Origin of the sequence: Microcoleus sp. PH2017_28_MFU_U_A (genome assembly GCF_020738035.1) — a bacterium.
Taxonomy (GTDB): domain Bacteria; phylum Cyanobacteriota; class Cyanobacteriia; order Cyanobacteriales; family Microcoleaceae; genus Microcoleus.
The window spans coordinates 123,021-144,991 of the sequence record NZ_JAEQCX010000026.1 but is presented as its reverse complement, the minus strand read 5'-3'; the positions used below and the strand labels follow the sequence as shown (position 1 = coordinate 144,991).

Genomic DNA, 21,971 nt, shown 5'->3' with positions numbered 1-21,971 from the left:
CTATTTGCTATCCAGAGCTTTTTGGATTGCAGCCTGAATCTCGGGAGCTTTTGGGGGCTTTTTCAGCATCATAAATGCTCCCAATTCTTCGCACTTCTGCCTAGCGCTGTCTTGAATATCTGCTGAAAGTACGATGACTGGAATTTTAGAGCCTTTTTCGCCCAGGGCTTTTAGCAAGGCGAAACCGTCCATTTCTGGCATTAACAAATCTGTCATCATGCAGTCTGGCGACTTGGATGCAGCCATATCTAAGCCTTCTTGTCCGTTGGCTGCTTCTATCACTTGATGTCCGGCTTCTTCAACAGCTTTGCGAATCATCCGCCGAGAGAATGCTGCATCATCTACAATTAAAACTAAACCCATTTTGGCGCGCTCCTTAATAATTTGGAATTGGGAATTGGGAATTGGGAATTGGGAATTGGCTGAAAACCTTTGTATCTCTGGTTTATATCAGAGTCTAGATCTCCCTAAATCCCCCGATCGAAGCAGGGTAGTTTTATTGTCGGGAAAAGACATCTGAAACTACCGAAAACATCGCTCAAAGGTCGGATGGCCGATTAAACCCAACTGTCATATTAATCAAGGTACGTAGTTGGGCTTTAGCCCTCTTTAAACAGGGAGCATCTCAGTTTTGTGAAAAGCATTTTTTTTATTATAGTGCTGTCCCCGCTCGCGTATTCTACAAATCGCGAGTGGGGACAGCACTATAAATGCAAAACTGAGATGCTCCCTTTAAACATACCTGTATAGAGGGCCCAAGCCCAACTACGTACCTATTTCTATGATGACAATAAAACCGCCCTGCTTGTTAAGCGGGAGTAGGGGGCAAGCTAAGGGGGCATCTAGACCTAAGTATCAAACCGTTGATTGATACTACGTTTGAGGTATTTTTTGACCCTCATGTACGACTTCACATTAACCATTATTGATTACCAATTCATGCAGTACATCTGTTGAGATGTTCTGAACAATCTAAGAGGTAAGTTTTCATCTTACCTTTGCCTTTAACATCAATCATTCCTCTTTCTGCAAACAAATGTTTTGTTGACAACTGCTTGTAAGTGTCTTCTGTCACTTGAATGCAGCCGGGAAAACTATATTGTTCCATGCGGCTTGCCGTGTTTACCGTGTCGCCCCAAAGGTCGTAACTAAACTTTTTAGTTCCGATGACCCCTGCAACCACAGGCCCGGAGTGAATGCCAATTCGCAGGCTGTGAAATTCTTTTGTTTGTGTGTTTAGCCGCGTCATAGCTTGCTGCATGGCTAGGGCCATTTGCACGATCGCGTCAGCATGATCGTCCCGGAGGATGGGCAATCCAGATGCTACCATATAGCCGTCCCCAATAGTCTTAATTTTTTCTAAGCCGTATTCCTGAGTTAGCTGGTCAAATTCTGAGAAAATAGAATTGAGTTTGACAATTAATTCAATAGGAGGCATTTCTGAGGCAAGCTTGGTAAAGCCTACCATATCAGCAAATAAGACGCTGACATTGGGGAAGTGATCGGCAATTACTAAGTCTGGGGCTGATTCTTCTTGGAGCCGGAGTGCGATCGACTCTGGTAAAATATTCAGTAATAATTTTTGAGTTTTCTCTTGGCTTTCCATCAACTGCTGATACAGTTGAGACTGTTGAATCAAGCGCCGCACTCGCTGAATCAGCACTGGCCAGTGAATCGGCTTCGTCACATAATCTGTTGCTCCTACTTCAAAAGCTTGATTGACAGATTTTTTATCATCTAGTGCTGTAATCATCAGCACCGGGATTTTTTGCGTTTGGGGATTAGCCTGGAGTTGGGCGCAGCAAGTAAAACCGTCCATTACAGGCATCATCGCATCCAATAGGACAATATCTGGGAGAGTTTCTTGACAAATGTCCAAACATTCTTGTCCGTTTGATGCCTCAATTACCCGATAGCCTTCTTTTTCCATAATCCGGCGGGTAAATAGCTGCTGGGTTGCTTCGTCATCGACGATCAGAATTTGGGGCGTGGTTTGCGAGTTGATTCTAAAGTCAGCACTAATCATATTCTTGTGAAAATAGCATCAAGTTCTTAGTCAGCAGCAGATTTAATTTCTGCGTTGAAATGGATGAGTTCACTGTAGATCGATCGCACTCTGATGATTTTTAACAACTGTATAATCTCATACTCCATGGAATACTTAACTTTCGGCAACGGATAGGATAATCTGTCACTTTTTATACTGACATTTTGTTACAGTATCTGAAAAGTTAGCAATTGAGCCGTCACGTTGCTATTGAGATCGTGTTGAGAATTCTATCAGATTATGTCAGAACTTTTAAATTTTCGCAATTGGCTAAATGGCCTAAATGTTGAAGATTTTGCGGAAAACGGGCGATCGATCGTCCCGCGCCACCGACACACCATATCGGGTTGCTTTTGTCAATTATTTTTGCTTTTTACACTCACACTCCTGGAGACAAGTGGCACTTTAAAAAAGGTACGTTGTTGCGCTTGAGCGCTCTATCGCAATAACGTACCTAAAAAACCTTTAAGTATTGTGATACTTGCGTACACGATTGACTCATTGAGATGCTGCAAATAAATCCGTTGCCGAACTTCCTTCTTCGATAGCAATCAACTAGATGACAAAGCCGCTTTTACCCGCTGATATTCGGCTGCAATTTTGCACATCAGAACCTCGCTACCTGAGAGAGTTTTCTTCCGGGCCATCTCTTCGAGCTGCGCGCACAATTGAAACAAAGGCATGGCTCCGACTGTCGTACAAGCACCTCTAAGAGCGTGAGCCGAGGCTTTAATTGCGGGAGCATTCAATTGATTGACAGCATCGGCGAGTTCCTGCAATTTTGGCGGTGCAACTTCCAGAAATTTATCTACTAGCTCGATCCAAAATTCTTCAGCTTCTTCTCCCAGTAAATCCGTCAATTCTTCAAAAGTTTGACTGTCAAGAGGCGGCAATTCTATTTCGGTTTGTGCTGTTTCGGGTAGAAAATTTTGCGGTGTGGCTGGCGGTAAAATTTGGGAGTTTTCTGCCTCTAATCTAGGAACTGTCACAGCAGGTAAAGTCGGAAATTTAATGTTATTAGTACCCGCTACAATTTCCCCAGAATTAGGAGGAAAATTTGCAACTCCCGATTGACTTCCACCTTCAATTTGTGAAATCAAAACACCTGCGCGGGCGATTAAATGCTTTAACTCTTCCAACGCAGTTTCATCAACTGCGGGTGCAACATTTTTCATTTCGTTTCCAGGCTGAGCTTGGGAAGCAGAGTCTGTCGGCTGAGTCTGCCAATTTTTAAGCTCTGAATAGGATTTGGATCGCCCGGTTTGTCGATCGTACTGCGCGATCGCCTGAACGATCGCCTGGACTCGCACCGGCTTACTGATATAATCATTCATGCCAGCATCTAAACAAAGTTCGCGATCGCCCTGCATCGCATTAGCCGTCATTGCAATAATCCAAGGAGAAGTCGATTTTGGATTGGGAGATTGCTCGTCTGTTGCTGAAAATCCAGATTCTGGAGCTGGATTTTCTAATATTAAATTTCCCGAAAATCGCTGGCGGATCAGGCGAGTAGTTTCCAAACCGTCCATTTCTGGCATCTGCATATCCATAAACACAATATCGTATTCCGAACGCTCCAAAGCATCCAAAGCTGCTTGTCCGCTGCTGGCAAAATCTGCACTGTAACCTAACTTCTGCAACATCTGCCCTGCTACCATTTGATTGAGTTCTACATCGTCTACCAACAGCATTTTCAAAGGCAGTGTTTCGGCTAATTGTGAATTAAATTGAGGCTGCGAAAAACACGGTTGAATTGGGGTACATTCCCCGCCCAAGATGCGAAGCAAAACTTCATGGAGCTGTGCTTGCTTAATTGGTTTGTATACAAAAGCTGCGAATTCAACTCGCCCTTGAACTTCGCGGCGAGATGGCCTCCCCCCAGAACTCAAAATCATTAAAGGTAAATTTTTACCTTGAGGAAATTCTCGAATTTTTTCTGCTAAAGTAATGCCGTCCATTTCTGGCATATGAAAGTCTAGAATCGCTATGTCAAACATAGTTTCATATTGCAGCACTTTCAGCGCTTGCGCGCCAGATTTTGCTGCGCGGACAACCATTCCCCAAGACATAGCTTGCAGGGTAAGAATTTTGCGGTTTGTGGGATTATCGTCAACTAGCAGCAGTCGCAAACCTGCTAGTTGAGGCTGGGGTACATTCAGGTTTAATATTTCTTCATTAGCCGGTGCTGGCTGAGCTTTGATGCTAAAAGAAAATTTAGAACCTTTGCCGATTTCGCTTTCTACCCACATAGTGCCACCCATGATTTCGCTGAGGCGTTTGCTGATGGCTAAGCCCAAGCCAGTACCGCCATATTTGCGAGTTGTGGAACTGTCAACTTGACTGAAGGCTCTAAATAGTATGTTTTTGCGATCGGGCGAAATTCCGATGCCTGTATCCCTCACAGTAAATTTAATTTCGTAGTTACTACTTTCTGATGGTTCTAGATATTTAGAATCGGCAGCATCAGAGTCTGACAGAGAAGAATTTAAAGCTGGTTTATGCCTGAATTTTTCGCTGTCAAGCCCAATATTTATTTGAGAAATTGAGTTAGTTTGCGTAACTTCTACAGCATTGTCGGCAATGGGTTTTGCTGTTACTTTAACTACCACTTCACCTGCTTCGGTAAATTTGGTAGCATTGCCGAGCAAATTTATCAATATTTGGCGAAGTCTGGTGACATCTCCGTACAGGAAGGCGGGAACACTGGCATCCAATTCGCAAGCTAAGTCTAGCTGTTTTTCCGCAGCTTTCATCGCGACTAAATCTAAAGCTTCTTCGACACAGTTTCTGAGATTAAACGGTTCTTGTTCTAAATCCAGCTTGCCTGCTTCTATCTTAGAAAAGTCGAGAATGTCGTTAATAATTGCCAGCAAAGAATCGCCGCTGGTACGAATTGTATTCACAAAATTGCGCTGGTTTGGCGAAAGTTGCGTATCTAGCAACAGCTCAGTCATGCCAATGACTCCGTTCATCGGCGTGCGGATTTCGTGGCTCATCATTGCCAAAAATTCACTTTTGGCTCGGTTGGCAGCTTCGGCGTCAGTTGTGGCGCGCTTGAGTTCTTCTTCTATTACTAATCGGTGTTTAATTTCTTGCTGATAGGTTTGGATGCGCTGCGTTACTTCGGAAACATCTTGAACCGCGATTAAAGCATAAAAACCTTCTCCTTTGATGGCTGGTATGGGAGTGACGTTTGTGTTGTGAACTCTAGGTTTGCCGTTGGGTAAATTTGATGAAATTAGGGGCTGGTGGAGTTGGGGAGAAAATACGGTGGGCAAGCCATTGTTAAATACTTGTTTTAAGCGAGTTTGATATTTAGGTTCTTCGAGTTGGGGAAAGTGAGTTTTGAGGTTAGTTCCGATTATTTCTTTTTTGAGCAGCTTTGTCCACTGCTCTAGTGTGCGGTTCCAAAACAGCACGGTAAAATCGCGAGCGATCACGCACAATCCGATGGGAACGCGATCGAGGACGTTGAATCTTTGTTGCGCTTGTTCTATTTGTTCTAGCATTTTCTGTAGGTGGAAAAGTGACGAAATTTATGTATACTTCAGAAGTTATCAAAAAAAAGCTTGGGAGGCAACAATCCTGAAAAATTATATTCATTTATTCTGCCAGCTTCTATCCGATGGCTGGCTCAAGAAACCCGGTTTATACGATAAATAAGAGGTTTGGGGACAGGCCTTTAGGAAGAAACGGGGTTTGAGCGCGCTAAGAGTGTGTAAGTCGTGCATTTTCCTTGGCAGTTGCGGTAAACCCTGATACAGATTTTTTTGCCAGAGTTCAAAAACACGACTGCGGGACTGCGATGTTAATAATTTTTGCTAATTCGTATAGATATAGTATACTTGTGAGGTCAAGTTGGCAATGATTTAGCTACGATCGCACGATCGCGAATAAAGCTGACCCCGCCCAATAACGGGTACCGTGCCACGTACACTCACGAGGGTCGAACTCAAAATTTTAGACAATAGTTCAAGCTCCCAGATCCATCTAGAGGAGTCGATCTAAAATCTAAAATCTAAAATCCACTGACTGGGGCACACTACAGTTTTCAACTATTCGATAATTTATTTTAAGAGTGCATTTGGTTTTTGAAGAGGGCGAAGCATGACCGCATATAAGTTATTAGTTATAATCCCATATTGACTACGGTCATGCTTCGCCCCTACGGATATATTTGCCAAAACCAGATGCACCCTATTTTAATCCAGCGTCAAACCGATGAATAAGGAACTGGCTCGATGGAAATTGATGAAGATGTAAAGGAATTTCTGATTGAAGGCTACGAATACTTAAACCAAATTGAGGAGGATTTAGTAGCTTTAGAAAAAAATGATGCCGATAGAGAGGTGATGAATCGGATTTACCGCGGTTTGCACACGATTAAAGGCAATAGCGGTTTTTTGGGGGTGGAAAAACTGGAGTCTGTGGCGCACGCAGGAGAAAATTTGCTCAGCCTCTTGCGCGATCGCACTTTGACGATGACTCCCGATATTACTAGCGCTTTGCTGGAGACAATCGACGCGGTACGATCGCACATGGAAGCCCTGGAAAAGACGGGAGAAGAAAGCCCCATCGCCCACACGGCATTGCTCGATCGACTTTTGCAACTCCAAGAATCCGGCGGTACTGCATCTGAATTGTTGCCGAGTGCGATCGCCCAATCCAACTCAGTAACTCCAGAAGTTGCGATCGAGGAACCAGAAGAATCAGAGTTGACACGAGAGCATTTGTATGCAGATGCTTTATTGTCGATCGAGCAATTGCTAATTCCCTCTGCTACGAATACTACCAGCCAACAGGTAAATGCTGCGGATACCGAGGGTGACAAATTCAAAATTTCCGATACTGCAATCCGAGTAGATGTCGGCTTGCTGGACAAACTAATGAACTTAGTAGGCGAACTCGTTTTGTGCCGCAACCAAATCTTAGAATTTGCCAATACCCAAACAGCAAACACCCAAAATGACGATACATTAAAATCAGTATCCAGCCGCTTAAACTTAGTTACTTCCGAACTGCAAGAAGGAGTAATGAAGACCAGAATGCAGCCAATTCGCACTATCTGGAACAAATTCCCCCGCGTAGTGCGCGACACAGCATTCAGCTTGGGCAAACAAGTACAGTTAGAAATGGAAGGCGAAGAAACAGAATTAGACAAAACCTTAATCGAGGCGATCGCCAATCCGCTAACTCACTTAGTCCGTAACTGCCTCGATCACGGCATTGAAACATCAGAAGTGCGAGTCGCCAAAGGCAAGCCCGCCTTCGGTAAACTGCTACTGCGAGCCTATCACGAAAGCGGTCAGGTAAACATAGAAATCTCCGATGACGGCGGGGGAATCGATCCAGATCGGATTAAAAGTAAGGCAGTGCAAAAAGGAATGTTTTCTGCTGTTGACGCAGCGAAAATGAGCGATCGCGAAGCCCTAAATTTAATTTTCATGCCCAGTTTTTCAACCGCCGAAAAAATCACCAATATCTCCGGTAGGGGAGTGGGGATGGACGTTGTGCAGACACATATAGAAAAAATCAGCGGCACGATAGACGTTCAAAGTCAAGTCGGTAAAGGCACAACTTTTAAGTTAAAAATTCCTTTAACTCTGGCGATAATTCCGACATTAATTATTACTACCGGAGGATCTCGCTACGCAATTCCTCAAGTCAACTTGCTAGAACTGATGCGTTTGGAAGGAGAACAAATTAAAAAAATAGAAATGTTTCACGGAACGCCAGTCTATCGGTTGCGGGGGCGACTGCTGCCACTGATTTATTTGAATCGGGAATTACAGTTAGAAACAGGAATTGTAGAAAACGGCAAAAAATCGCAATTCGACACAGATGAGGCTTTAAATATTGTAGTAGTGCAAGCGACAGACAAACCTTTTGGGTTGGTGGTAGATGCCATCAACGACACGCAAGAAATTGTGGTTAAGCCTTTAGGAAAACAACTAAAATCTCTAGCTTGTTTTGCCGGAGCAACTATCATGGGCGACGGTAAAGTTGCTTTGATTTTGGACGTGCACGGGATTGCTCAGAAAACCCACATGACGGAGGCTCAGGAAAAGGCGATTTTAGCTGACGAAAACAGCCGCCGGGAATCTTCAGAACCTCCACAACAGTTGCTAGTATTTCAGGGCCCAGACTGTCGGCGGATGGCGATTCACCTATCGCGAGTTTGTCGCTTAGAAGAGTTTCCCCGCCATCTTTTGGAGCGAGTCGGGAAGCAGAATGTGGTGCAGTACCGCAACCAAATTATGCCGGTGATTTATTTGACGGCGGTGTTTGGTAGCGGCAGTGAGTCGGCTGATTGGGGGCCCAACGGTCTGGACGGGCGATCGCGCGCAGCAGATGATAAACTGCCGTTAGTCGTAGTGTCGATCGGCTCAGAACACCAAGTCGGTCTGGTAGTCGATCGCATCCTGGATATTGTAGAACAGGCGATCGACATTAAAGGTGCAGCTACTCAAGCAGGAATTTCATATTGTGCTGTGATTCAGGGTCAAGTTACTGAAATCCTCGATGTTGATGCAGTAATTAACAACAATTTATTCGGAGTCGAGCAGATGTTAGCAAGCGCCAGCTCGGGCTATTAAAGGAATAATTAAACAATGCCTGAAGAAACTCTACTTTGTACGTTTTTCGTTGACAGCTTATTTTTTGGCATAGAGGTTGAGAAAGTTCAAGAAATCATCCGCTATCAGGAGATGACGCGAGTGCCGCTAGCGCCCGCAGTAGTCGGTGGATTGATAAACTTGAGGGGACAAATTGTCACGGCGATTGATTTGCGGAGGCGGTTGGATTTGTGCGATCGGCCTGTGGAACAATTGCCTTTAAATGTGATAGTGAGAACTGGCGATGAAACAGTCAGTTGGTTAGTTGACGATATTGGAGATGTGCTAGAAGTATCTCAAGCTGATTTTGAAACTCCTCCAGATACTTTTACTAGCAAAATACGCCCGCTAATTCGAGGAGCGTACAAGCTACAAGGGCAGTTACTGCTATTTTTAGATGTTGATAAAGTTGTAGATTTTAGTAGTCAGTAGTCAGTAGTCATTAGTCAGTAGTCATTAGTCAGTAGTCAGTAGTCAGTAGTCATTAGTCATTAGTCATTAGTCATTAGTCATTAGTCATTAGTCATAGTGCTGTCCCCGCTCGCGAACGTCCAACGTCATTAGTGATGTTTTGCAAGATCTTAGTCATTAGTGCGAGCTTAAGTTCTCGCTAATAGTAGTCATTAGTCACGAATGCACAAATAACTGTTTTTCCCTCTTCCTTCTTCCTTCTTCCTTCTTCCTTCTTCCTTCTTCCTTCTTCCTTCTGTCAACTGTCAACTGTCAACTCTTCCTTCAATTACCATGCCGATAACTATTGCAGATTTTGATTATATCCGAAAACTTGTATACGATCGCACAGGTGTATTCCTATCCGAAGAGAAAATGTACCTAGTTGAATCGCGTTTAGGGATGGTAGCTAAAGAAGCCGGAGCAAACTCCATCAGCGGATTAGTCGCAGAGTTAAAACAAATCAAACAACAGCGTTTTAACCAACTTCACGAATCGACAGTCGAAGCAATGATGACCAACGAGACATTTTTTTTCCGAGATATCAACCCCTTCGAGATATTAAAAACATCAGTATTTCCCGAATTGTTAAAACAGATCCAGGGCGATCGCACTTTGAATATTTGGTGTGCTGCTTGTTCCAGCGGCCAAGAACCCTACAGTATTGCGATGCTGCTGCGCGAATACTTTCCGCAGTTAGCGAGAAATCAAGTACAGATACTTGGTAGCGACATTTCTACAGCCATGCTGAAGCGAGCAAATTCTGGATGCTACGCGCAGCACGAAGTAGTGCGCGGTTTACCAACAGCATTGTTACACAAATACTTCCAGCAGTGTGGCAAGGAATGGCAGATTAAAGAACACCTCCGCAAGGCGATCGAATTTCGCCAGATTAACTTGACAGAACCCTTTGGATCGATGCCTCAAATGGACATTATTTTTCTGCGAAACGTCTTAATATATTTTGATGTTCAGACAAAGCAATCGATTTTAGCGAGAGTGCGGCGGGTGTTGCGCCCCAAGGGCTACTTATTCCTAGGGGGAGGAGAAACAACTGTAAATCTTGACCCGGCTTTTGAGTTGGTGCAATTTGAAAAAGGTATATGTTATCGATTGAGATGATGTGCGGTCGATCGACTATCATAAAATTGGTTCGTAGTAAGGACTTTAGTCCTCTCTTGATTAATAGACAAGATTGCAAAAGTCTTTTTAATCAAAATTTAGGACGGGCTAGAAGCCCATCCCACAAAAAAATGTGGGATGGGCTTCTAGCCCGTCCTAATTATTTTTACAATTCAAGTCTAATCTTTAGGAATTAAGAAGGACTAAAGTCCTCACTACGAACCTATAATTAGGTCCGTAGTGAGGACTTCAGTCCTCTCTTTTGGCCGCACCCTCAGACCAAACAGGCAATTGATTAATCTTTTCCAGCGTGATATCTACATATTTTTTACCGTTCCCCGCCACATTTTCTCCAAAATATCCATCATCGCCGTCGTGCTTGTGAGGGCCGCTGAAAGCTTCTGCATAGCGGCCTTGCGAACGCGCTTGATTGAAAGGTGAAGTCGCGTACCAGTACCAGCGAGTCGGAAAAACGATGCCGCCAATATCCTCAATTGCATCGCGAGTGCCGCGAAAATGAAAAATGCGATCGGCTTCTGCAAAACCATTTTCTCCCGAAAACACGCCCCCAACCGAAACAACTGTAATTTCTGCATTCAGCCATTCTTTAAGATAGCGAGTAGCACCTAAAGCAACTTGTGCGCCCCCGCTAGTGCCAATTAAAATAACTTGCAAAGGTTTTTGAGGATTAGCTGAAATGGGAGATTGAGCATTCATGCGATCGATAATTACATTAGCAATTCCCTGATTGTATGCAAAACCGTAGCGATAATCTAGAGAAATTGCAAACCTCCAGAGATTGCGAATTTTGATAAATATATCGCCCGCAATTGGCCCGCTTTTTGCGTGTTCTGCAAACCGCCAAAAAGGAGCTAGCAACCGCTGTCCTCCTAAACTTTTGTTAGAAGCTGAATAAGGAAAAATATCCCCCACTGCTACGCACTGCGGGTGACTTTTAACTAAACGCTTGAGAAAAAACTCTTCTCCCGGCGTTAATTCGTTCCCCGAAAAATCGCCAACTCCCGGTAAAAAGATGATATAACAATTGATCGGCGAAGACTTGCGCGCTTCTAGATTGCCGTTGTTTGAGGGCAATATCCCCGGCGGACTTTTCTTGATACCCAAGGTTTCGGCACTTTGACCCAGCCACCAGATCACAGTTCCGATCGGCGAAAGAATGCCCCAAATTATCAGGATTACACCTGCGATGGTCAACAAATTTAAACTTCCCCCGCGCAGCCACGCAAGTATCTGCAAAATCAATCTTAGCATTTAATAAAATCTGGTAGAATGCCTGTTAATTACCTAATTACGTAGAAATAGTTCGGTGAGTCTGCTGTATTAGAGCTTATTTTATCCAACTTGTCAACTATCTAGAGGAGCAGGGATTAAAGGTGAAGGGAGAAGATTCAATTACAGGTTTGCGGGCAACGCTTTGGAACGCACTTTCTTTGAACGGCAATTTTTATGAAAAAACTCCCTACACTGGCAGAACTAAGCGGATAGCTTTAACAATTGTAATTTTAGCAGCGGTGTCTCGGGTCTTGGGAAATGCCGTTATTTTGTTAATCAATCGAACTGAGCTATCTGTGTTATTTTTAGCACTTTGGATAGATGGTTTGGCAGTCGTGGGTGGTTATTTTTTTTGGAGTTTCACTATCTCGAAAATTGGGGACTGGCTGAAACCGGGTCACGTAACTTATGGGGAGTTGCTGGTGCCGATCGGATTTGCCTACGCCCCCCAAGTGCTAAATTTCTTAACGTTAATTCCGTTGCTGGGAGAAGGCATAGAGCGGATATTAGCTGTGTGGAGTTTGCTGGCTGTAATTGTGGCGGTTCGCCAAGGTTTGGATATTCAAACTCGCTGGGCGGCGTTAATTTGTCTGGTGGGTTGGCCGTTGATTCAAATTGCGATCGGCTTTGTGAAAGTTATTGAACAGTTGCTTGCACAATGGCTTTAAACAGTTGACAGTTGACAGTTGACAGTTGACAGTTGACAGTTGACAGTTGACAGTTGACAGTTGACAGTTGACAGTTCGAGAGCGAACTCTATCCTTAAGTCCGAGGATGGGAGTAATGAATAGTCTGATTTTAATTTCTGTCTCAAAGGGTTCCGGCTTTCAACCAATTATTTCCGGTAAAATGAGGAAAATATTATAAGTTAAAAGGCAAAATCACCGCAAAAAATGCTGAGTCTCAAGCCCTCTTAATTTATTGGGCAAGCAGGCGACTAATAGCAATTAAAAAACGCTGTCGATTTGGTCGCAGGCGATCGCACGCCCGCAGCAGTCCCTTGACCGGTTAAAATAAAATTGCTTTAGGGTGCAATACTTTGGCTCAAAGCACGTGATTTGAAACAAAAGCATTCCCCGATCGCCCCCCGAGGCACTTTCGCTTGCTTTCTTTGAGAAAATGCTTGACACAGTGGCAGCCGCCAAGTAAAGTAAGATCCAACATTATTAGGCTTAATTTGCATTGCCACTTGTAGCTCGTATTGTACAGCGTACTCCGAGACGGCAACCACACCCCTGCTATTCGGCTCTCCCCACTGTCCGCCCCTAATTACTAGCGATACATTGTTAAAGAAGGAAATACACAAAAATTTACATATATAATTTGTGTAGTATTTCAAATCGCTCCTCACCAGCAGCGATACAGCCCTCGCCAAGACAGTAGGAAGGAAAAAATATGTTTGAACGCTTTACAGAACAAGCCATTAAAGCAATAATGCTAGCTCAAGAGGAAGCACGGCGCCTCGGTCACAATTTTGTAGGCACCGAGCAAATTCTTCTGGGACTTGTCGGCGAAGGCACTGGCATCGCTGCAAAAGTATTACTGGATATGGGCCTCAACTTGAAAGAGGCGCGCAATGAAATCGAAAATATCATCGGTAGAGGTTCCGGGTTTCTCCCGCCAGAAATTCCGTTTACACCCCGCGTCAAGCGCATTTTTGAGACGGCGCTGAATGAAGCGCGGCAGTTAGGCCACAATTACATCGGCACCGAGCACATTCTGCTTGGGTTGATTCAAGACGATGAAGGTGTGGCGGCGAAGGTGCTGCAAAACCTGGGAATCGATCGCCAGAGAGTTCGCACGCAAGTCATTCGTGCTGTGGGAGAAGTCGCGGCAATCCCCGGAGGCCGAGGAGATAGCGGTGGCGATCGCAAAATCCCAACTTTAGAAGAATTCGGCACTAACTTAACTAAGCTAGCAGCAGCCGGCAAACTCGATCCAGTCGTGGGCCGCGAAAATGAAATCGAGCGCGTGATCCAAGTGTTGGGGCGCCGCACGAAGAACAATCCAGTGTTAGTAGGCGAACCCGGAGTCGGCAAAACAGCCCTCGCCGAAGGCCTCGCCCAGCGGATTGTTAACAGAAACGTCCCGGAAATTTTAGAAGACAAACAAGTAATCAGCCTCGATATGGGTTCGCTGATTGCTGGTACAAAATTCCGAGGCGAATTTGAGGAACGGCTGACGAAAATCATGGCAGAAATTCGCGCTGCCGGCAATATCATTCTGGTAATCGATGAGATTCATACCTTAGTTGGTGCAGGCGCGATTCAAGGTAGCATGGATGCTTCCAATATGCTCAAACCAGCCCTCGCCCGAGGTGAATTGCAGTGTGTCGGCGCGACTACCTTGGATGAATACCGCAAGCACATCGAGCGCGATGCAGCCCTAGAACGCCGTTTCCAACCGATTAAAGTCGGCGAACCGAGTGTGGCTGAAACAATAGAAATATTGTACGGTTTGCGATCGGCCTACGAACAGCACCACAGACTGACAATTTCCGATGCAGCTTTAGAAGCAGCGGCTACACTGTCAGACAGGTACATTAACGATCGATTTTTGCCAGACAAGGCGATCGACTTAATTGACGAAGCAGGTTCCCGCGTGCACGTGCTGAACTCGCAAACCCCGCCCGAAGTTAAAGAACTCAAAAAACAACTTCCGGCCGTCAGTAAAGAAAAAGATGCTGCTGTGCGCGAACAAGACTTCGACAAAGCAGGCAAATTGCGCGATCGCGAATTAGAAATCGAAGCTGAAATCGCCGAAGCTACAATCAACAAAAGCCAAGTCAGAATCTCTCCCATCGTCACCGAAGAAGACATCGCCCACATCGTGGCAAATTGGACGGGAGTACCTGTTAGCAAGCTGACAGAATCGGAATCGGAATTGCTGCTGCATATGGAAGACACCTTGCACCAGCGTTTGATCGGTCAAGAAGAAGCTGTCAGCGCAGTTTCTCGGGCGATCCGCCGCGCGCGGGTTGGCTTGAAAAATCCCAATCGCCCGATCGCCAGCTTCATCTTTTCCGGCCCCACAGGCGTCGGCAAAACCGAACTGACAAAAGCCTTAGCAACATATTTCTTCGGTTCCGAAGACGCGATGATTCGGTTAGATATGTCCGAGTTTATGGAACGCCACACCGTTTCTAAACTCATCGGTTCCCCTCCCGGTTACGTTGGCTACGACGAAGGCGGCCAACTAACAGAAGCAGTCCGGCGCCGTCCTTACACAGTAGTCTTGTTCGACGAAATCGAAAAAGCTCACCCGGATGTCTTCAACATGATGCTGCAAATCTTGGAAGACGGCCGTTTGACCGATGCTAAAGGTCGCACGGTAGACTTCAAGAATACGCTGCTGATCATGACATCAAACATCGGTTCGCGAGTCATTGAAAAAGGCGGCGGCGGTTTGGGTTTCGAGTTTGCCGAAAGTGCCGCAGACGGTCAGTACAACAGGGTTCGCAGCTTGGTAAACGAAGAATTGAAACAGTTCTTCCGTCCCGAATTTATCAACCGCTTGGATGAGATTATCGTCTTCCGACAGTTGAACAAGGCAGAAATCAAGCAGATTGCTGACATCTTGTTGCAGGAAATTTTCAGTCGCTTAACCGAACAGGGTATTACTTTGTCGGTGACAGACAAGTTCAAGGATTTGTTAGTTAAAGAAGGCTACAATCCCAGCTACGGTGCTCGACCTTTGCGCCGCGCCATCATGCGGTTGTTGGAGGATGTACTGGCTGAGGAAATGCTGTCTGGGAAGTTGAAAGACGGTCAAAGTGCGATCGTAGATGTGGATGAAAACGGTCAGGTTAAGGTATTACCAGGTGGCGAATCTGAACCGAGATTGCCGGAATTCGCCTTAAGCCATTAAGTGCGATGACACGCAGATAAATAACGTCTGATTAAAAACCCGGTTTCTTGGAGGAACCGGGTTTTTAATTATTAAAAAATACCAGTTTGTAGGGTGCGTCGCCATCAACAATTCTCAAAAAAAGTGACAATCTAATAGCGACGCACCTGATTTTTGTCAATAGTTCAATAAACAAATCCAACATTTCATTGCCAATAAAAAAGCTTGCTAAAAAAATATTGGGCGGAGTGAAACGGAGGGTTGCTTCTTGATTTATTGAACCTCCCAGGTGCGTCGCTATTAAATTAGCCGTCTTTCTTAAAGATGCTGGATAGCGACACACCCTACGGAAGACTGCTGCATGAGTGTTGAAAATTGGCATTTACATCATATCAAATGAACAAACTAGGCGACACTTTAAAATAATCGCCGAGTGCCTTAGCTTGTGCTTTGCTAATTGCTCGCTTGCCATTGACAACCTCAGACACTACGCCACTCGATCCAATGATGCCAACTAAGCCAGCTTGACGGGTGCCGCTGGCTTCCATGATGTGCTGCAAAATCTCGTGAGGTTCGGATTTGTCGATCGGATAGTTTTGGGCCTCGTAAACTTCAATTAGCGTTACCAATAACTTGTGTAAAGCTTTTTCTTCGGGAGTGCGGTTTTTGGCGAACGTCAGCCCCTCTGCGACTGCTAGGAGGCGATCGTATTCTTCGTCGGTTTCGATCGCCCGTGGAGCGACTTCTGCCAGCAAATTGCTATAATTAGCTCGATCAAAAGTAAGGGTCATTTTTCCATTTGTTTTTATCGTATTCAGCGTGGGTTAAGAAATATTTGTAATAAACCGTTTGGCTCTCGTAGTCTATGCCGACAATCAGGCGATATTCGTTACCTTTGATATTAAAGACAGTGAAATTTCCCACTGCTTCGGCATCCCGGTAAATCTTGCGAACATCCTCCAAGTTCTGCCATTCTACTTTCTTGACAGTCGCATACCAGCTATCAATTTGTTTTTTGACATCGGGATACATGGCAGCATCGTCACGGAGAGTGCGAATTGAAATTAGGTGCATGGATTTTTAATATCTTTTGTTGAACTTTTAACATCGATTTGCTTCCATTTGTTTTGCGTATGTCTTTATTCTCTCATTTCGAGAGGTGGATGTCAAGAGCCGATCGCCCGCAATCTTACAAATTCTCAAGAAAGGAGGCAATTCAGGGTTTTTGCAGAAGTCCTGCATATGACGACAACTCCAACAGGGATTTCGATGCCCATCGGATGCAGTCAGAGGAAAAACAACTCAAAAGCTTAGCTGATTCTTGTTCATTTAGACTCTCAAGTCGCGCCACAAAAAAAATAGTATGAGTCCAGCTTTTTATCCCAACACCGCATCCACAGCAATTTCTATATCTGGAAAAGCTAGAATAGATAAAATCTGACCCCGCTGGAATCTTTGAATATTTTGGTATCCCGATGGAGAAGGTTCGCGATAAACTACGACACATTGCTCGTTAATATCTACCAGCCAAACTTCTGCAATACCCGCTTCAGCATAAAGAGGAATTTTGATATTTCTGTCAGTTTCAGCGGTTGTATCCGCTACTTCCACAATTAGTAAAATATCCTCCGACTGAGGATGTCCCAATTCATAAAAATCATCGCGCCGCCGCAGTAAGGAAATATCCGGTTCAGGTTCAGAGCGATCGTCCAATTCTACCGGATCTTGGACTCCAATGGTTACTCTTGATAATAAGCGGATATAGAATAACTCTGTCAGGCGCTTGACATGGGATGTGTGCCTTCTACCGACGGCGGCCATTTGAACAATTTCTCCTCGAATCAATTCAACTCGATCATCTTTTGTCAAGATGCCAGATTCAATCATCTGATGATATTCTTTTACTGTGAACAGGCGCTTGATTAACTGAGTTGTCATCACTTATTTGGCGCTCCTTTTAGTTGCCCTTTTTCTGTTGCATCGCCTTTGCTGCTTTCACAATCTCAAATCGCGGCGCAAAAAAAAGGAATTTTTACCTATTGATTTTGGTTGATTTTTGCGCTATATTTTAGATAATCGGAGTGGTGACTTAAATTTTAAAATTGCCACCACTCCCATTATAATATGATACCTTTTTAAGCGGGGGATGTCAAGCCTTTGACCCCAAAAAAAAGGGCGTTTTTTTTACATTTTATCGCAAAAAAATAGAGTTTTGGTAAGCCCGCTCTTCCGGCGCAACAGGATTTGATTAGACGAGCAATTGCATTAATCTTTGATTGATAGAGCAACCGCAGATGTCATGGAGATCGACGCAGATTAACGCAGATACTTTGAAGAAGAGGGAGAGAATGAAACGAAGAGGTCTATTGCGGAAAATTCAATCCCACGATTGCAATTGTACAACCCAATGCTGGACAAAAGCTGAAATGCGATCGCGCCGCGTCTCAAAAGTAGCAGCAATCCAGATAAACACAATCCCGAAAGCCAAGCCGATCGCCCATTTAATCAGCGGATAGTCAAAAATCAGCACCACCAACTGATAGAAAACATTGATTAAGAAAATTCCTGTTCCCACAAACAAAAACGCCCGCACTCGCAGCCCCAAACCCGCAGCAATCGCCACCAAGCTAAAAAATCCTGCAACTAAACCGTGGTTGTGTTGAGTCAAAAGAGGTATCCCGCAAATCATCGCCGTGGCTAGCATTCGCAGATTGTGGCGCAGGGTTTTTTGGGCTGGTAGTTGCAAAGCGCGATCGTACTGAGCAACATAAAGGAAAGAAAGCCCTAAAGGAGTAAAATACCATTCGGGTTGAGTCAATCCGATTTGTCCAAACCAGCGCAGTAATACCCAGTCAACTATCGCCACACTAACGTAGGTAAAACGGACTTCGCGCTTTTCCCAAGCTAGGAAAACATAGAAGGCGGCAGCTATCAGAAAGCTAATCGGATAAAACTTAGCGGGAGATTCCACAATAGTGATGATTGGAATCAGAGAAGCGATTATCTTCCAGGGATTTTTTGACCAACCCCAGTTATCCCAAGGTAAGATGTAAATGAAATAGGCAAATAGAGAAGCAAAGGCAACTTTCCACGGCCCCAGTGGCCCGGAAATGTACTTGACTAAAGGTGTATTGATCCAGTAAAGCCGGATGCCAAAGGCTTCTAGCCAGCCTAAGTAAATCCAAATTTCTGCCCATTGGCGATCGAGATTATTTCGCCCTTGCAAGAAAGCGTATTGCACTAAGAGAGTACCAGTGACTAATCCTAAATTTAGCCCGGATTTAATATAGTTGCCAGAAGCTGAAATCAGGAGTATACTGCTTAAAACCCAGTGCAGGTGAGCGAATATTTTTAATTCGGCATTGGTTAAATGTAAATAGCTGCTCAGCCAAGGAGATAAAATGCGATAGATGTATGTTAAAGTTGTGCCGAGAGTTGCGAGTACAATTAAGCCGTCGCCAAAAGCTCCTCCTCGTGTTTGGGAAAGTTGATATAGTAGGGATTCGTAGGCGGAAGCTGACACGCCAAGTAATCCCAAATAAACCAAAGGTTTAAATTCTTGCTGCCGCCTACCAATGCCGATCGCAATTAAAGACGCACCTAACGAGATTAAACCTGTACTATTGGTAAAGGTGTCCGATCGCAAAATCAAGCCCAATACCCCGTAAAGTAGAGGTATCACGTGAATGCTGGGTAAAATTTGGCGATAATCGGGGTTGCGCCGCCGCCACCAATCGCCCAACAATTGCGTAGATAAGCCCAAGGCAATATTCGCGACTGCCAAATTAATCATATTGCGTCCAATAAAGCTCAAACCGACTGCTGTCAGCAACTCCAAACTCCAAGCCAAGGCATAAATTGCCAGCGGGGAAAGTTTGCCCAAACTTCGGAAAACAATTGCAGCCACAGTTACCAAAGTAGCAGCCAAAACTTGAGTAGAGGCTGGTAAACTCAAGGTACTGCGTGAATCGTAGAGTTGAAAGGAATAAAGAGTGATGTTTGTCAACAGCAAGCTGGTGACTAAGATTGCCCAACCATCCAAAGCTCGATCGTAAATTTCAGCTAAGGTCGAAGGTTCAGGCAACGTGCTAAAATAACGAACTATCGTGCTGCGAAGCAACCAGAGACACAAAAGTGCGATCGCCCCAGCAATTCCCCAAGCCCAACCAGACAAAAATCCTAATTGATAAATTACCGCAGCTACGAAACTCAAGCCAAATCCGACTTGTATTGCAGCCGCTGGTTGTTCAATTAAATAGTAAGTATTGACGAACATCAACAGCGCAGCAAAACCCAAACCCATTAACCTGTATACCGGAAAGTCAAGAATCAGAAATTGTGCGATTATTAGCGCGATCGAACTCAAGGTACTTGCAAGTTGTTTGTGCGAAGTTTCACTATATTTAGCAACAGCAGTCAAAGCCAAAGGAGTCGCCAGCCACATCAAACCCCACTGAGAGTGCATATTACTGTACAGCAAGATAAAGCTCAATCCTGCCAACACCAATCCCAGATACCAGGAACTTTGGAATAACGCAGGATGCCAGCGAAAGAATGCAGAACTTTCTCTGGTATTTGCAGATTTCATCCAGACAAAAAATCCCCATTCAGCCACCATCAATATCAATAACATTCCTGCCCAAACATAGTCTCTCTGGTTTGGCAAAAACAAGTCAATTGCCGAAGTGAAGCCGCACAAACCAGTAATGTGAGTCAGCGAAACCCAAAATGCCGGATTTCCCTTGGTATCAACAGGAGAAACAGGCATCCCCACGAGTGGGGACTTCTGTGGAATTAGGTATTTCCAAGCGATCCAACCTAAAGTTACAGTAGAAATTAATAAATTGATCGATCGCCAAAACGGATTGACTACACTAATAATAGTTAAAACACTGCCCAAACCGAGAGCAAGATTTTCGCCAAAATGGGCAAGTGGAAACTTTCGCGATCGGTAGAGCCACTGCGCCGCACTTACGGTTAAAATTAAATAAGGCAACAGCAAAACACCCCAAAAAGCCCAAGGAGTTTGCCCAGAGTTGGTAAGCTGAGTTAAAAATGCAACAAATTGTGTTTTAATTCCTAAAGGAACCACTCGCCAAACCAGCCAAATGCTTTGAAGTCCCACGGCGAAAAGCATTAGCAAATCCAACTTTTGCCAAAACCGCACTAAGCGGTTATAAAAAAACCAAACAGCCAAGGCGCTAATGGCGATCGCCTGTAGAGGAATTTCGCGAAAACAAACCAGCCACCCCAAACCCAACAAACCCCCTCCGGCTAATTGCCAGTTAAAAAAGTTGCCGGGATTTGGCTCGTTAGATATATTGTTTCTAGTAGTTCCAGATGCAAGGGATTGCGGCCAATCTAGCCACGCTAACAGTACGCCACAAATTCCCAAAGCTAAACCCATTTCATGGATGTTGACATCCTTGACAAATATCGCCCGACCCAGTAAAATTCCCAAAGAATAAGCTACTAAAGCGGCTTTTCTGTAAGTCAGAAAATCTCTGCTGGAACTGAAAGCAGCGGCGGAAGTTTCAGTGTTTCCCCCGCGTGTGATAGATTGTACCCGTTGTTGCTGAACTTGATAAACTGTAGCAGCAGTAGTTCCCACCGTACCCAAGTAAACCGCAGCTAGGGCAAAGCCTGGAAATCCCCAACCCCAGTGCAAATAACTCAATCCCAAGTGATTTAGGGCGATCGAGGTAGTTACATTTTTCCCCCACAAACTTTGATACTGATCTTTAATAATTCCGCGCGTTATCCAAGTCAAAATAAATGCGGCGACGATGGCAACTGCCCAATCCCAAGGATATTTCCACAATCCAAAGGTGTCCATCGCCCAAAAATTTATCGGCACTAGCAACAGGGTAACTTCTTGCAAAGTTTGAGCAGTCAAGTGTAAATTAGGCTGTTTTTTTGCCCAACTGCCGATCGCCCAAAAAGTTAAAGTATAAGCTAACAAAACTCCATATTGTCCGGCAGCCGGAAATTTTTCCCACTGACTGGCAGCCAAGACTCCTGAGGAGACAACTACCATGAACACTCCTAAAAACAACAGCCACACGACGCTAATTTCGGCGATGAGGGACTGCAAAATTTGAGAGGCAAAAGTTGGGGTTTGAGGAGTTTCTGCGCGCTCGACAACGTTTTTTGTGGTTCTGGGTAATGCTTTTTGTGTTGCTAGAGCAGGTACTTTGGGTTCGGAAATAGGAGAACTCTGGCGATCGTCAATTTCAGAAAGGGCTACAGCGGGCTCGGGTATCGGGCAGACTAAATACTGTCGGCACAACTGCTCAACCTCAGCGGGCGAAATCAAACCCAGCCGCAGCCACGCATCTAAACCTGTCAACAACTCAGGATGCGACGCTAAGACGCTGAATTCTATTTTGCTCGATCGACCTTTAGGAGACGACATCGGCTTAAACTGCTACTAGCTACATTCCAGCTATAGCCTAGATTTCTGCCGATCGAACATCCGAGTATTCCGCCCTGAAAATTGGCACAATAAGTATCGATCGCAAAACCCAAAAATAACCGCGTACATCTGCGTGTATCTGCGGTTAAAAACTCCAAATTAGGAGACAGCATTGGAGCCAGAA

15 protein-coding genes are annotated in these 21,971 nt (G+C 44.7%); 5 read left to right on the top strand and 10 right to left on the bottom strand.

What is annotated here, in order from left to right:
• The 3 genes from JGK14_RS03075 to JGK14_RS03065 form a co-directional block, all read right to left on the bottom strand.
• A complete protein-coding gene (locus JGK14_RS03075) occupies positions 1-363 on the bottom strand; it encodes a response regulator (protein ID WP_293176612.1) in 363 nt (120 codons plus the stop codon).
• A gap of 574 nt (positions 364-937) precedes the next feature.
• Positions 938-2,026, bottom strand: coding sequence for an adenylate/guanylate cyclase domain-containing protein (locus tag JGK14_RS03070; protein WP_293176610.1), 1,089 nt, complete (start codon positions 2,024-2,026; stop codon positions 938-940).
• A gap of 572 nt (positions 2,027-2,598) precedes the next feature.
• Complete coding sequence (locus JGK14_RS03065) at positions 2,599-5,556, bottom strand: response regulator (protein WP_325314752.1); 2,958 nt, start codon at positions 5,554-5,556, stop codon at positions 2,599-2,601.
• A 732-nt stretch (positions 5,557-6,288) separates the two neighbouring features.
• Here JGK14_RS03065 and JGK14_RS03060 point away from each other — a divergent pair.
• From JGK14_RS03060 to JGK14_RS03050, 3 genes are all read left to right on the top strand, one after another.
• Positions 6,289-8,643, top strand: coding sequence for a chemotaxis protein CheW (locus JGK14_RS03060; protein WP_325314751.1), 2,355 nt, complete (start codon positions 6,289-6,291; stop codon positions 8,641-8,643).
• 15 nt (positions 8,644-8,658) lie between these two features.
• Positions 8,659-9,093 carry a chemotaxis protein CheW gene (locus tag JGK14_RS03055; protein ID WP_293145970.1) on the top strand — a complete coding sequence of 145 codons (435 nt, stop codon included), beginning with the start codon at positions 8,659-8,661 and terminating at the stop codon, positions 9,091-9,093.
• Positions 9,094-9,405: 312 nt separating this feature from the next.
• Positions 9,406-10,233 (top strand): CheR family methyltransferase, encoded by an 828-nt coding sequence (locus JGK14_RS03050; protein ID WP_293176604.1) that lies wholly within the window; start codon positions 9,406-9,408, stop codon positions 10,231-10,233.
• 249 nt (positions 10,234-10,482) lie between these two features.
• On the opposite strand, the gene JGK14_RS03045 is transcribed toward JGK14_RS03050, so the two are convergent.
• A complete protein-coding gene (locus JGK14_RS03045; protein WP_293189199.1) occupies positions 10,483-11,505 on the bottom strand; it encodes a hypothetical protein in 1,023 nt (340 codons plus the stop codon).
• A gap of 122 nt (positions 11,506-11,627) precedes the next feature.
• Here JGK14_RS03045 and JGK14_RS03040 point away from each other — a divergent pair, with 122 nt between their 5' ends.
• On the top strand, positions 11,628-12,194 hold the full coding sequence (locus tag JGK14_RS03040; protein ID WP_293176600.1) for a hypothetical protein: 567 nt from the start codon (positions 11,628-11,630) through the stop codon (positions 12,192-12,194).
• 356 nt (positions 12,195-12,550) lie between these two features.
• On the opposite strand, the gene JGK14_RS03035 is transcribed toward JGK14_RS03040, so the two are convergent.
• Positions 12,551-12,832 carry a hypothetical protein gene (locus tag JGK14_RS03035; protein WP_325314750.1) on the bottom strand — a complete coding sequence of 94 codons (282 nt, stop codon included), beginning with the start codon at positions 12,830-12,832 and terminating at the stop codon, positions 12,551-12,553.
• Positions 12,833-12,921: 89 nt separating this feature from the next.
• On the opposite strand from JGK14_RS03035, the gene JGK14_RS03030 reads away from it, so the two are divergent.
• The gene (locus JGK14_RS03030; RefSeq protein ID WP_293176598.1) at positions 12,922-15,393 is read left to right on the top strand and encodes an ATP-dependent Clp protease ATP-binding subunit; all 2,472 of its coding nucleotides are present in this window, start codon (positions 12,922-12,924) and stop codon (positions 15,391-15,393) included.
• A 371-nt stretch (positions 15,394-15,764) separates the two neighbouring features.
• Here JGK14_RS03030 and JGK14_RS03025 read toward each other — a convergent pair whose 3' ends face one another.
• From JGK14_RS03025 to JGK14_RS03005, 5 genes are all read right to left on the bottom strand, one after another.
• The gene (locus tag JGK14_RS03025; protein WP_325314749.1) at positions 15,765-16,163 is read right to left on the bottom strand and encodes a helix-turn-helix domain-containing protein; all 399 of its coding nucleotides are present in this window, start codon (positions 16,161-16,163) and stop codon (positions 15,765-15,767) included.
• Positions 16,147-16,446 carry a type II toxin-antitoxin system HigB family toxin gene (locus JGK14_RS03020; RefSeq protein ID WP_325314748.1) on the bottom strand — a complete coding sequence of 100 codons (300 nt, stop codon included), beginning with the start codon at positions 16,444-16,446 and terminating at the stop codon, positions 16,147-16,149. The genes JGK14_RS03025 and JGK14_RS03020 overlap by 17 nt, the downstream gene beginning before the upstream one ends.
• Positions 16,447-16,749: 303 nt before the next feature.
• Positions 16,750-17,310 (bottom strand): Uma2 family endonuclease, encoded by a 561-nt coding sequence (locus tag JGK14_RS03015; RefSeq protein WP_325314747.1) that lies wholly within the window; start codon positions 17,308-17,310, stop codon positions 16,750-16,752.
• A 439-nt stretch (positions 17,311-17,749) separates the two neighbouring features.
• On the bottom strand, positions 17,750-21,787 hold the full coding sequence (locus tag JGK14_RS03010) for a hypothetical protein (protein WP_325314746.1): 4,038 nt from the start codon (positions 21,785-21,787) through the stop codon (positions 17,750-17,752).
• Positions 21,754-21,960 (bottom strand): hypothetical protein, encoded by a 207-nt coding sequence (locus tag JGK14_RS03005; protein WP_293176582.1) that lies wholly within the window; start codon positions 21,958-21,960, stop codon positions 21,754-21,756. Before JGK14_RS03005 ends, JGK14_RS03010 begins: the two co-directional genes overlap by 34 nt.
• Positions 21,961-21,971: the final 11 nt, after the last annotated feature.